The following is a 13,510-nucleotide window of genomic DNA, read 5'->3' as shown; positions in this document are numbered from 1 at the left end:
GGATTGGCGGGATCATGGACGTGCGGTCACGGCCTTCAGATCGATGCGCATCCGGCGCCACTGTCCAGGGCGGGGACGATTTCATGCGAATAAACTATTCGAGACAACAATGCTGAAAACCTGATATTGCCGGAGATTGCGGACACGCGGGAAGAATGCCATGATGCAATGGCAGAAGAATCGCGCCTGCTTGTGTCTGAATCGCTCATCAGCCCCCGCTCGGACACAGGCAGAGCGCCGCGGCATCAGACCCAGGCGTTGCCGCCCTGCTTGCTCGTGGAAATCCCCTCGCCTGCGTAGATATGATTGGTGCGCCAGTCGGAGGGGGCGTGGCCGTTGATGCGCTTGAAAAAACGGTGGAATTCATTGAAGCCGTTGAATCCGCAGCGCACGGCAATCTCCTTGAAGCTCAATGTCGTGGTGGACATGAGCCGGCAGGCCTCCTCGGCACTGATGCGGTTTAGCATCTGTCTTGGCGATTCATGGTGGACTTTCTTAAAAAGGCGGCGGAGGTGGCTGTTGGAAATATGAACGGCTCGGGCGACATCCTCGACCCCAGCGCCCTCGGCAAGATGCTCGCGATACCATTGCTGGGCTTGCAACACCTTTTCGTCGTCCGCGTTGAAGACGATGGCGTTGGCAAGCACCTGGTCGCGTTCAAGGATGAGATAACATAATTCCAGCATGGCCGCTTCGAATCGCAACAGGCTGATACGCCGCGGTTGCCGGTAGTGAGGGAGCAGGATGTCGTAGATGCCGACGATGGCGCGTTTCTCGGCCTTGCCGAGCGGGATGCGGATATATTTCGAAGGAGGCAGGGCATTTTCGAGAACCGGATGCAGCGAGGCAAAATGGAACATATAGACCGAGCATGATTCCCCGACCGGGGTGCGCCAGCCATGCGGGGAGTCCGGGGGGAAAAGCCACAGGACATCTGTGTCGAAAGCACCCAGCGGCCCGCCGGGCAGAACGGGTCGCGCGCGGCCGTGCACAATGGAGGCAAATTCCCAGTTGCCACGGAGGCGTCCGGGCGGATGGTAATCGTGTTCGTTGTCGTAGAGGCGTTGTCCTTTTGATAAATAACGAAGCATAATAGGGCGGGGGAGGGAAGGATCCAAAGATTACTTCTTATGTATCAAAAGCCGATGGAGACACTGCCTGCAATCTGTTTTTGCCATGCAAACCATTGCCTTGGCTTAATGCCACATAAGTGACGGCAACCATGGAACAGGCCTGTTTCCGATCGCCTTCTATTTAACCTCGCGGGCCGGCATGAGCGATTCAGACACTTCGCGGCGCGTTTCGTTCAGAAATCCGTCCGTGCGCAAATTCCGGGCTGCCTGCAAGCTGGTTGGCGTTACCCAATCGTTAGTCCCAAAAAAACTCCAGACTCCATACCACCATGAATCCGATAGTTACACCTGAAGCATGCGTCCTCTCGCGGAAGCGTTTTTTCTGCAAGGGCGTGATTTATATATTGTTTTCGATATCCATGGGCTCCGCTTGGTCGGTGGCCCAAACGACCAAACCGGCCCAGGCAAATGACGACGAGGAAATCATAAGATTGTCCCCGTTCACGGTGAGCGCCGCCGAGGATAACAGTTACCTGCCCTCCGAGACCACCTCCGGCACGCGTTACGCGTCGCTCATCATGGAAACGCCGATAGCGGTCAATGTGGTCACCAAGGATTTTCTGGAGGATTTTCTCCTCTTCGACCTGTCTGGTCAGGATCTCCTGAGCTACAACAGCAGCTTCACGTTCGCCGAGGGCACGGGCGCCATCAACATGCGCGGCATAAGGGGCTTCGCCGTTTATAAAAACGGCATCCGCGAGGCCGGTGTCTTCGGGCCCGCGTCGCTGGAGCGCACGGAAATCGTGCGCGGTGCCAACGCGGGCGTTTACGGCCAGTCCGAACCCTCGGGCTTGATCAACCGCATCACCAAAAAAGGCCAGCCAAAGCCGTTCCAGGAGTTGCGGGTGAGCTTCGCTGGGCACAGCACATATCGCGCACAGATTGACCTGAACCAGCCCATCGTGAAGGGCAAGGTTTTCAGCCGGTTCGCCGCCTCGCGGGAGTATTCCGAGTATGGCATGCAGAATTTCGCCGAGTTCGAGCGCAACAACATCTATGGCTCGATCACGTGGAAAATCACCGACCGCACCTCCCTGACCGCCAATTTGGACTACATCTACATGAAAACCCACGGCCAGAATGCCAGCCTGATGCCCTTTGTGTTCACCAACGTGGAAGTGGTGGACAAAACGGGCGCCTCGCCCGTCATACGCAAATCCCGCCAGGCTGTGGGCATTTTCGGAAGCGGCCAGTGGGAAAAATACCGCCACATCAACACCAACGGTCCTTGGGTGTTCGGCGAGGTAGAGCCCCTTCAGCTCGACGTCAACTTCACGCACCAGTGGGCGGACTGGCTGTCCATGCAAATAAAAGGTGCGTGGATGAACCGGCCCCAGAACGTCGGGCAGACGCGGAACAACGGCGGCAGCAACCACAACACCTACAATCTGACCACCGGCACCGTCGAGGGACTCTGGTCTCCGCAGGTTAACCGGAACCGCGAGCACGCGCTCACACTCCAGTCCGACTGGCTGGCCCAGTTCAAAACCGGGCCGGTGGAGCACAAGGCGCTGGTTACCCTCGACTGGAAACGGCAGCCCGCCGACGCCCAGCAGCGCTGGATGGGGGCGGGCGGGGGCAGCATCGCGTTTAATGATATTTTCACCGGCGCCCAACTGGAGATTCCGGGCTTTGATTACGACGCAGATTTTTACGACTGGACCACCGAACTCGCCCACAGCAAGACCGTGACCACCACCAAAGGTATCAACTTCAGCGACCGGCTGGGCCTGCTGGACAAAAAGCTGTTTGTCATTGTGGGCGGGCGTTACGACCGGATTGGCGTGGAGCAAACCGACTGGCTCAATACCCTCTATGCAGGTTACGGCCCGAATCCGCAGAATCCAAGCGGCCCCCCTATCGTCATAAACGTCCCTGCCGGAAACAAGGTGAAGCGCCCGACCTCGGACGCCCTGACCTACCAGACGGGCGTCCTGTATCGCGCGACGCCGGGCGTCTCGCTGTTTGCCAATTTCAGCTCGGCCTTCCTTCCGCAGTCCGTCAATGCAAACAATGTGGACGAATACGGCAATGTCTTTGACCCGCAAACGGGCTATGGCTCCGAGGCCGGCGTCAAATTCGACCTGCTCGACCAGAAACTGACCTTCACCCTCGGCGGCTACAGCATCGTGCGCAAGAACATCCCGCGCGTGGCCAGGGATGAAAACAACAATAACATCCTCAGCCCCCACATCAACCACGCCTACAGCATTCTCACCGACGTGCGCTCCCAAGGATTCGAGGTGGACGGCAGCTGGCGCCCCACCCGCGAGATTTCCTCCACCTTTTCCCTGAGTTGGAACGACATCCGGTATATAGAAATTTCCAACCCCACCGAGCAGTATTTGCTGCACGTCCGCCCGGACAACGGTCCCGAGTGGACCGGCGCGGTCACCTTCAGCTACCGCTTCTTCGAGGGCTCGCTCAAGGGTTTCGACTTCCGCGCCGGCGTGCGCTACCAAGGCGAGTCGCTGGTCAACAACAGCACCTCCAGCGTGCTCGGCAACAGCGATGTGAAAGGCGTGCCGCTCACCCGCACGGAAAGCGGCCAGCGCATCGAATACGCCGACACCTATTTCTTCAAGAACGACGCCTATTTCCTCGTCCAGCTCGGCGCCGGCTACAGCTGGGACACGGGGCGCGGCAAGACGCGGTTCAGCCACAAGGTCAGCCTCGACGTGCAGAATCTTCTCAATGAGGTTTACCTGCGCGGCGCCCGTGTGGGCGACCCGGTCCAGCTCACACTCAGCTACCGTCTTAAACATTAACATTAAACAAGCCCGCAACCGAATGAATCTCCTTGCGGGCTTCCTTGGTTGTTTCCATTGGCATCAACTCGATGACTCCCCTCCTGGCCGCCTTCACACCGCGCACCCTCGCGTGGCTGGATTATGTGCTTCTCGCCGTTTATTTCTCGCTGAATCTTTTCATCGGCTGGCTGTGCGCCAAAAGAAAACAAGGATCGGCGGGTGATTATTTTTTGGGCGGAGGGAGGGTGGCATGGTGGGCGGGCGCCATCAGCGTGTTCGCCACCACGACAAGCAGCATCAGCATCATGGCGCTGCCCGCGATGACGTATATGAACGACTGGCTCTCTTTTGGATCGTCCCCGTCGCAGGCGCTGGGCATGATTTTGACCGCAATTGTCTTTGTGGGGATTTTGCGCCGCCTGAACATCACCACGGTGTTCACCTATTTGGAAAACCGCTTCTCGCCCGGCGTGCGCCTGCTGGGCGCCGGCTTGGCCGTGCTGTTGAAAATCGGCGGGCGCATGAGCGTGGTGATGCTGCTGCCGTCGCTGGCCCTGTCCACCGTCACCGGGTTGAATGTATATTTGAGCATCTGCCTCATGGGTGTCGTGACGACCCTCTACGCGATGGAGGGCGGATTCGAGGCGGTGGTTTGGACGGATGTCATGCAGGTCGTGGTGACCTTCGGCGGCATCGCCGTGGCCCTATGGTATATATTCCACGGGGTGCCGGACGGGCTTTCGGGCATTCTTCGTGCCGGGGCCGCGGACGACAAATTCAGGATGATCTCATGGAGTTTTAACGCCACCGATCCGACGGTCTGGGTGTTTGGAGGCATGATGCTGGCGTCGGCCATCACGAATATTTCCGACCAGCCGGTGATGCAGCGCGTGTTCGCGGCCAAGGACGCCGTCGCCGCGAAAAAAACGCTGCTCACCAGCACGGCGATCGCGTTTCCGGCCTCGGTGGTTTTCTTTTTCATCGGCTCGGCGCTCTATGTATTTTATAAAATCCATCCCGAGCGCCTCGCCGCCGGCCTGCCGAACGACGCAATCTTCCCGTATTTCGTGGCGAACGAGCTTCCCGTGGGCGTGGTGGGGCTCATTGTCGCCGCGCTGTTCGCGGCGGCGATGGGGGCGCTCAGCAGCGCGTTGAACGCGACGGCGGCCATCATCGTCACCGATGTGCAAGGCGTGTTTCGCCCAAACGCCACGGAGGCCCGGCGGGTGAAACTCGCGCGGCGGACCACGCTGGTCGCGGGCATCATCGCGACAGGCATGGCCGCCTATATCGCGAGGATGGGCGTGCCGTCGTTGTGGGAGCAGTATATAAAACTGGCCGCGCTGATCGGCGGCGGCTTCCCCGGTGTGTTCGCCTTGGGTTTGCTCACACGCAAGGCGAGCGCCATCGGCGTGGTCATCGGTGCGGTGGGCAGCATCGTGGTGACGTGGTGGGTGCAGACTTACACGCACACGAGTGTATTTTTGCACGGCTTCGTCGCGGTGTTCTCCTGCATGGCCATCGGATATGCCGCCAGCCTGCTCCTCCCGGCAAGGGATGCCGGCAAAAAGAGCCTGCGCGGGCTGACCGTGTGGGACCTGTGAGGGGCGCATGTTTGTTTATACCAAAATTACCGTATGAGCATCTCCATCGACGCAAAGTCATGCATCATCGACGGGCGCCGGAGCCTGCTGCTGAGCGGGGCCATTCATTATCCGCGGAGCACGCCCGCCATGTGGCCGGGTCTTATGCAAGAGGCGCGCGCGGGCGGGTTGAATTGCGTGGAAACTTATGTTTTCTGGAACCAGCACGAGCGCGAAAGGGGAAAATATGATTTTTCCGGTCGGCTCGACCTCCGCCATTTTTGCGAATGCGCGGCGTCCGAGGGGCTGAAGGTGTTTCTCCGCCCCGGCCCCTATATTTGCGCCGAACAGGATTACGGCGGGTTTCCCGCGTGGCTGCGCGATGCCCCCGGCGTCCGGCTACGGACGAAAAACGAGGCGTATTATGACGAGGTGCGCAAATGGTTCGATATATTGTTCGCCTATCTTTTGCCGCTTTTCGACAGAGCGGGAGGGCCGATCATCGCCGTGCAGGTGGAAAACGAATACGCCAACATCGGCCCGGCCTACGGCGGCGAGGGCGGCGCCTATATGACGTGGCTGCGCGACTTGATCGCCGGCTACGAAACCGGGGCGCCGCTGACGGCGTGCAACCCGGTGGGCAGCGCCGAAATGATGCTGGCCGCGCCGAAACTGGAGCGCGCCGTGCCGACGCTCAACGCCGGTTTCGCGCACCCGTTTGTCCGCACCTTCAAGCGCTGGGCGTCCGGGCATCCCTGTTTGTGGACGGAGGCGTGGATGGCGTGGTATCAGGTCTGGGGCCTGCCGCGCCCGTTCCGCCCGGCGGCCAACATGGCGTGGTGCGCCGCGCGCTTCTTCGCCGAGGGCGGCAAGGGCATCAATTATTTCCCTTGGCACGGCGGCACTAATTTCGGGCGCACCGGCATGTATTTGCAGGCGGCAAACTACGATTTCGACGCGGCACTGGACGAGTTCGGCTGCCGGACGCGCAAATTCGAATTGTTAAGCTCGCTCAACCACGCACTGCGCGCGCACGAGGACACGCTTGTCGAGTGCGACCTGCCGGAGGCGCGCCGCGCCGGCGACGGGCTGGAGGCACGGGTGTTTTCCCACGGCGGAAAATCGGTGGTGTTCCTGTGCAACGACAATCCGCCGCCCGACGGCGCTCGCGCCATGGAGTGGGGCGGGCGGAATTATTCGCTGCCTGCGCAGAGCGTGCTCATGCTTGCGGACGGGCGGGAAATCTGGCGGGGGGCAGACTCGGACGCGCCGGACCCGGTGGCGCGCGTGTTCGTTCCCGCGTCGTCTTTCGGCAAGTCCGACTGGCTGGTCGCGGACGAGCCACCACCGGATGTCACGGGCGACTGGCTCGCCATCGGGCAGCCGAGCGAGCAACTCGCCTTCACCAAAAACAAAAGCGACTACGCGTGGTATAAGTGCGAACTGTCCGTCAACAGCGTCGCCACGCAAAAAGGGACGCTCGTTTTCGAGGGCATCAACGATTTTTTCCAAGTATTCGTGGATGGCGCGCGAGCGGCGGTTTCCCGGACGCACCTGCCGGAGGATCGCGGCGCGTGGGACAGCGCGGATTACCGGCAGTCATTTGAAATGGAACTCGCGCCCGGGCACCACGAACTGACGCTGCTCGTCTGCTCGCTGGGCCTGATCAAGGGCGACTGGCAGGCGGGCCGGAGCAATATGGCGGAAGAGCGCAAGGGTTTTTGGGGCCGCGTCGTGTGGCTGCCCGTCGCGACCGCCTCCAGCGGCGCCGTCGTCCGCTTCGGCGAGTGGTCCATCCACGCCGGTCTCGCCGGCGAGCGCGCGGCGGGGGAGGAGCCGCCGGGCCGCCTCGTGTGCTGGCGCCCGCTGTCGTCGGACGACGCGGGCCGTCCGCTGCGCTGGTTTCGCGTGGAGTTTCAGGCACCGGACGGCGACGCACCGGTGGCGCTCGACCTCGACGGGCTCGGCAAGGGGCTGGCCTGGGTGAACGGCGAGTGCGTCGGCCGCTACTGGCTGATTCGCTCTGTCGCACCGGGTGATATCCACACGGAGCACAACCAGGTCATGGTTTTCGAGCCGCCGGGCGGACCCTGCCAGCGTTATTACCACGTGCCGCGCGATTGGCTGCGCGCCGGGAAAAACACGCTGCTCCTTTTCGAGGAAACCGGTGGAAATCCCTCCGGAGTAAAACTCGCGTGCTGGCGGAAAAAAACGGGTGGATAATATGAAAAACAATATGCGCACAAACGTCCCCATCAAATCCGCCGCCCGCCTGTGCGCGGCGGTGGCGCTGGCTGCTTTCGCCGCTGCCGTCGCGTTCGCTTCCGGCCAGCCGCGGCATTTCCCGGACACGGGCGCGCTGCAATTCGTCATTGAGGACCACATTGACAGCCCCGTTTACCACTGGCCGCGCACGCTGGTTTCCTACGAGGTTGAATTCGGCGGCGCGGCGCCCCGCATGGAGGAGCTGGCGCTGGTGAGGCAGCCGTCCGGCGTCGCCGAGCCCATGCAGTTTTCCGAGGTCGCGATGAGCCCCGACGGGACGTTGCGCCACGCGCGGGTGAATTTTTTTTGCGACTTGCCGCCCGGCGCGAAACGCGTGTTCGAGCTGCGTCGGCGCACGGCGGGGGAGGCACCGGCGGCGGCGTTGCCGGCGGACGCGCGTGCGTCCTCCAGTGGCGCAGGCGGCGGCGTAATCGAGGCGGGCACGGGGCGGTTGTCCGTTAAAATTCCGGGCAGCCGCGTCTTCGCGCCGGGCGAACCGGTGCCCGCGCCAATCATGGCGCTCAAGCGCGGCGCCGGCTGGCTCGGCGACAACCGCCTAGTCGCCGGCACACGGACGATTTCGCGGCTGGAGACGGTGCCGCTAGCGGAGGGCGAATTGTTTCATGCTTACAAGCTCACCTACCACTTTTCCGGCGGCGCGCGTTACACGACGACGCTGCGCGTCGTGGCCGGCTACGATTTCATCGAGTGCGACGAGGAAATCAGAGGCCTCTCGGAGGCGGACAACGCCCGCGTGGAGATGCGCTGGACTAATTTCGCGCCGACGCACCGTTACGCGGCGCACGGCGTGCCGGAGGGGACGCTGGCGCTGTTTCACCAGCGCGCCGGACGCTGGCTCGGTTTCACGGAGCCGATGGTCACGACGGACTGGGAGGAGGATCCGAAGTGGATCGCACCAAACCTGGAGGAAAATGTTTTTGAGGAAATGCTTTTCCGGCTCAGCCCCTACTCGGGCAACGGAGTGCGCGAGGCGTCGCCCGCCGTCTCGTTCTGGAACGACGCGAAGGACGGCGAGGAACTGGGGCTGTTCGTGCTCGACGCGCTGCGCTGGCAGGACGGCCAGTATATGATCTGGCAGCCCTCCACCGCCCTGCAAGTGCGCTTCCGCGCGGACCGGGAGACTGGCGTGCTGTGCTGGACATGGCCGTTGCGTGAGGGCAGCCGCAACACCGGCATCGCGCTGGGCGACGCCGTCGCGAACCAGCGGACGGCGGACGGAATTTTGCGCCTCTACGAAAAAGCCTCCGCGAAAGGCGACGGCGTGTTTCGTGGCGGCGGCATGGCGCTGACCATCGGCGGCGACGCGCACTTCCCCTACCGCTACACGCAGGCACAGCGCGCGTGGCGCGGCGCGCTCAACCTTGATCGCGTGAAGGACTGGGTGCTCGCCTATCCTGAAAACGCCGCACCGCCGGTGCCGCTGGAGGCAGCCGGTGGCACCGGTGCACTTTCGCCGGAGGAACTGGTGAAACAGGCGCGCTCCTCTGTGTTCATGACCTACGGCGCGGGCATAAACCCGGTCGTCATGGACATCCGCCATCGCGTGCTGCGCCCGCTGGCTGACGCCTATCGGGACGCAGGCCGGCTGCTGCCGCCAGAGCAAAAAAAACAGGTGGACGCCCTGTTCCTGCTCTCCGCCTACATCAACGCCGGCGAGGACATCTCGCCCGCGCGGGTGGCACTGGCGGGCACGCCGAACATGGCGATGGACAGCTTTTCCGTGCCGCCGATCGTGGCCTCGCTTTTCCCGGACCATCCGATGGCATCGGTGTGGCGCGACCAGTTTGGAAAAATCCTCGAACTGCTGCACTGTTTTCACACGCGCCCGGCGGTGCCGTCGTGGGGCGCGCTGGGCGGGCGCTGGACGGAAAGTCTCGGCACCTACAACTGGGGTTACCTCCTGCCTGCGCTTACCGGACAGCGTCACGCCGCTGCGACCGACGGCGTCAACCGCATGGCCGACCCGTGGCTCGCCTTGCGCGGACGTTGGATGGTGGACCAGCTCACCGCGCCGGTTTACAACCCCGATCCCTACTGGCGGCAGTCCGCGAAACCGGTCCCGCCAGCAGCGCCGCCAGCATGGAAACCCGGCGACAAACTCGACCCGGCCCTCGGCTTCGAGCGGCAGTATGCGTCGCACGGCGCGCACGGCACCGGCACTGGCGTCGTCCCCCCTTGGCAAGTCGCCGGCCTCGCGGAATGTCTCGCCCATTTCGATCCGCTCACCGCCGAGCATTTGTTTTGGGTGGACGCGCAAGTCCGCTCCAAGGACACCGGTGCCGAGTGGACCGCGTACCGTCCGGTGTCGCTGGCGAAAAACCCCGGCACGCGTCCGCGCCTGCATAGCTCGAAGCACACCGGCCACGGCGTGATTTTGCGCGCTGGTGTCGGCACGCCCGGCGAGATGTCCGTCCACCTCGATCAGGTGGACGCCGGTCCAAACTACCGCTGGGGCGACAACGGCGAGGGCGCGAACGGCACGCTGTATTATTTCGCGCAAGGCCTCGTCTGGTCGGGCCACGAGCGCGAAAACACCGGCGACCATTTCAGCGAGGAAACCATCAGCTCGACCACCTTCGGCTTCATGAAACACGGCAAATACCACGGCATCGGCGCCAACGTGCTCGACCGCCCGCTCTACGATTTCGGCTGCGCGCAATTCGCCGAGTTGGCCGCGCGGCGCGGCCCCGCCGCCTACTCGTGGCCGCAATACGAAAGCCGCAGCGTCATGCTCGTCGGCGACGACTACCTCGTCATCTTCGACCAAAGCCCCACCGACGGTTTCGGACGTTTTTCATGGTTCACCGCCCGCGACCTGCCCTTTCCCAAGCTGATGTTCCTGGACCCGCTCGCCGCCCGCCCCGACCACTGGACGGAGGTGCAAACCAACATTTCCAAGGGCATCCTGCGCGACGCGCGTGGCTCCAGCCTCGTCATCGTCACGCACAAAACCGATGCGGTTGAAATGGAGGAAATGAACACGCGCGATGTGAGCGCCGTGCGCTCCGCCGCCCTGAAACAATACACGTGGCGCAATCGCGCCCGCGCCGGACAGGGTGTGTATTTCGTCAAAACACCGGACAGTCGCGACTGCGTTTTTCGCCGGCGGCTCCCGCTCGAATACGACGAGAAAGGCGACACGTTCGCCGGTGCCGCCGGCGTCATCCGCCACCGCAACGACGGCGTCACCGAGCTGGCGTTGTTCAAGGGAACCTCCATCGGCGCGAAAGGCGTGCGCCTCGACGTCGGGTCTGCCGCCGACGTCGCCGTGAGCGCGACATTTTCCAATCCGCGCGAAATCGCCGGCATGGTGCAGACCGCCGCCGAGACGTGCCTGTGCGTGAGCCTCCCCGCCGGCGCGGGCGCGGGGACATTGCGCTGGTGGCTCGACGGCGTCGAAATCGCGTTTCAGAAAAAGGCCAGCGCGATGGAGGCCGTCATCCCACCGGGCCGCCACCGCTGGGAAATCACCGCCCGCTTCCCTCAGCCTGACGCGCCCGAGGTGCTTCGCACCGTGAACCGCACGGGCGGCGCGTCAGTCCACTTTACGTCCGTCGCCGGTGCGGAATCCTACCGGGCCGAGACCAGTCGTGACGGCGGCGCCACCTGGCAGAATGCCGGCGTCACGCCAGCATCACCGCTGGAACTCGACGGCCTCGCTCCGGGCAAGCTCCACGTGCGCCTCCTCGCGCTGAATCGCGACCGTCGGAGCGAACCCGGTGCGGATTACCCCGTCTATGTAGACAACGTGCCGCCCTCGCCGCCCGATGGCGTTTCGGTGATTCTCTCGGACGGCGCCGCCGAAATCCGTTGGGGCGAGGTGTTGGGCGTCGGCGAATACCGTCTTTACCGCCGCCGGGCCGGTGGCGCGTGGGAACGCATCCATGTTAGTCTGGAGCGAAGTTACACTGTGCGTGACGCCACCCTCCGCGCCTCCGATGCGCTGCCCCGCGACACACCCGCACCCGCGACAGCCAGCTTCACCGAATACGCCGTGGCCTGCGCAAACGGCAACGGCGAAGGCGCGAAAAGTGCGACAGTCAACACCGATCCCGCGGACTGGAAAAACTGGTGGCCGGCCGGCCAGCCTCGTATGTTCAAACGGCATACCGCATACTGGCTCCCTCCATACGTGAACCGGGACAGAGTGCCTCCTCTGAGGTATCCGGAGTAATGCTCCGGCCGGTCAGAAGACACTGCGCACCAGTCCGCCGTCCACGCGCAGGGCAGCGCCGTTGATGCCGGAGGCCAGGGGCTGCTCACAAAGGCGACGAAGTTCGCGCATAGTGTTTCTTACGCCTGGTGCTCCCATTGCGCAGCGGCGATCGAGGCTATCAGGCTGTGCGGCGACTCCAATAATCCGGGTCACGGTGCATCGGCATGACGGCGACGATGCGGACGTGATCAGGCCGGTCCTCGTAAAGGATGGCGAAGGGGAACACCGTCGAAAAGTGCCGGCGGACAGGGCCGCAGATACGCCGGTAAAGCACCGGTGCGCGACAGACATCACCGATCAATCGTTCGATCTCGTCATAAAACCGTCCGCCGAGTTCGGGGCTGATCTTCGCGTAGTCCTCCGCCGCCCGGGCATATTCCTCAAGCGCCTCGCGATGAAACCCGTGCGGCTTCATCGCCCGACGATTTTGCGGATGCGGGCGCTGGCGACCGCGCCGGGGATCAACTCGGCCTGCCCGCTGTCGAGCTCGGCACAACGCCGCAAGGCAGTCCCGGTCCACGCGTCCATGCGAGCGGCGCTCATGTCACCGTGTTTGGCGAGCGCGATGCGGTCGAGAAGTTCGGCGACGGCGTCAACCGGCCATTGCGCGGTTTCCTCAACGATTTGTTCAACTGTCATTGGCATGCCTCCGACAGTGCCGATTGTCCAGCGTTTGGCAACTGCGTAGCAGCTCGCCGCCGGATTTCGCACGAAAGAACCAATCGTCCCCGGAAAAGGTCCAAATATCCAAGACAAATGCCTCCGGGCGTCACGGTCGTGCTCCTTCGTCGCCTCCATCTTGACTGCCGGGAAATTCCGCGGCTCTTGGGCAGGTGGAGCGCTGGCGCTCCAAACCGGAATTTCAACACGCCCCTACTCGCAAGCCCCATCGGCGCATAAGCACGCATCTACCGCCCGTCCTCGTTCGTGCGTCCTAGGATTGCTGGGGAAAGAGGGGTGTCCGGCGGGGGCGAAAAGCCGGGGGCGGACTCGCGGCCTTGCTTCGCGTCGGCTTCCGACGCTGGCCGCTCGCCGCGCGGGCGTCTTTTGCCGGCGTTGCCAGCCGACAGTAGCCCATTTCGTGTCCGTCGATTGATTTGCCGATCCGCCCACGCCTTCGAACTGGCCTGTGCCGACCATTCAATCGACCACCGCCTCACCAAACCCAACCATCCTTGGACCAACGGCCAGGTCGAACGCATGAACCGCACCATCAAAGAAGCCACCGTCCGCGCCTACCACTACCTCCATCACGATCAGCTCCGACAACATCTCGACGCATTCCTCAATGCCTACAACTTCGCCAAACGCCTCAAAACACTCTCCGGTCTTACCCCTTTCCAATTCATTTGCTCCGCCTTCCATAAAGAACCATTTCGTTTCTCTTCCAATCCTCACCACCTCTCTCTGGGACCATACATCTAAGGCAAAAAAGCTGCCATATTTTTAATTTTTTGCCATTTTTATATATATTGGAGTCGCGGATTAAATTATTATAATTAATTATCATATAACATTTTACAAATTAATCAAAAAATAAGT

7 protein-coding genes and 2 pseudogenes are annotated in these 13,510 nt (G+C 62.4%); 5 read left to right on the top strand and 4 right to left on the bottom strand.

The genetic code is table 11. The features are described 5' to 3' along the window. Positions 1-245: 245 nt before the first annotated feature. Positions 246-1,091, bottom strand: a complete 846-nt coding sequence (locus OH491_RS04605) for a helix-turn-helix domain-containing protein (protein ID WP_068769121.1) — start codon at positions 1,089-1,091, stop codon at positions 246-248. Between the two features lie 311 nt (positions 1,092-1,402). On the opposite strand from OH491_RS04605, the gene OH491_RS04600 reads away from it, so the two are divergent. The 4 genes from OH491_RS04600 to OH491_RS04585 all read left to right on the top strand — a co-directional run bounded on the left by OH491_RS04600 (position 1,403) and on the right by OH491_RS04585 (position 11,926). Next, positions 1,403-3,901, top strand: coding sequence for a TonB-dependent siderophore receptor (locus tag OH491_RS04600; protein WP_084441884.1), 2,499 nt, complete (start codon positions 1,403-1,405; stop codon positions 3,899-3,901). 71 nt (positions 3,902-3,972) lie between these two features. After that, positions 3,973-5,487 carry a sodium:solute symporter family transporter gene (locus tag OH491_RS04595; protein ID WP_145928600.1) on the top strand — a complete coding sequence of 505 codons (1,515 nt, stop codon included), beginning with the start codon at positions 3,973-3,975 and terminating at the stop codon, positions 5,485-5,487. Positions 5,488-5,520: 33 nt separating this feature from the next. Next, positions 5,521-7,689 carry a beta-galactosidase gene (locus OH491_RS04590; RefSeq protein WP_068769124.1) on the top strand — a complete coding sequence of 723 codons (2,169 nt, stop codon included), beginning with the start codon at positions 5,521-5,523 and terminating at the stop codon, positions 7,687-7,689. A gap of 13 nt (positions 7,690-7,702) precedes the next feature. Continuing rightward, the gene (locus tag OH491_RS04585) at positions 7,703-11,926 is read left to right on the top strand and encodes a hypothetical protein (RefSeq protein WP_145928601.1); all 4,224 of its coding nucleotides are present in this window, start codon (positions 7,703-7,705) and stop codon (positions 11,924-11,926) included. A 12-nt stretch (positions 11,927-11,938) separates the two neighbouring features. On the opposite strand, the pseudogene OH491_RS04580 reads toward OH491_RS04585, so the two are convergent. The 3 genes and pseudogenes from OH491_RS04580 to OH491_RS04570 all read right to left on the bottom strand — a co-directional run. Beyond that, a pseudogene (locus OH491_RS04580) lies at positions 11,939-12,033 on the bottom strand (SDR family NAD(P)-dependent oxidoreductase); the annotation flags it as partial. 53 nt (positions 12,034-12,086) lie between these two features. Then, positions 12,087-12,383 carry a type II toxin-antitoxin system RelE/ParE family toxin gene (locus tag OH491_RS04575; RefSeq protein ID WP_068769126.1) on the bottom strand — a complete coding sequence of 99 codons (297 nt, stop codon included), beginning with the start codon at positions 12,381-12,383 and terminating at the stop codon, positions 12,087-12,089. Continuing rightward, a complete protein-coding gene (locus OH491_RS04570) occupies positions 12,380-12,607 on the bottom strand; it encodes an addiction module antitoxin RelB (RefSeq protein ID WP_334319089.1) in 228 nt (75 codons plus the stop codon). Before OH491_RS04570 ends, OH491_RS04575 begins: the two co-directional genes overlap by 4 nt. A gap of 471 nt (positions 12,608-13,078) precedes the next feature. Between OH491_RS04570 and OH491_RS04565 the strand changes: the two are divergent. Beyond that, a pseudogene (locus OH491_RS04565) lies at positions 13,079-13,393 on the top strand (integrase core domain-containing protein); the annotation flags it as partial. Positions 13,394-13,510: the final 117 nt, after the last annotated feature.

This window comes from Termitidicoccus mucosus (genome assembly GCF_038725785.1).
Classification (GTDB): domain Bacteria; phylum Verrucomicrobiota; class Verrucomicrobiia; order Opitutales; family Opitutaceae; genus Termitidicoccus; species Termitidicoccus mucosus.
The sequence above is the reverse complement of the archived record's forward strand: the minus strand, read 5'-3'. Positions and strand labels throughout refer to the sequence as shown.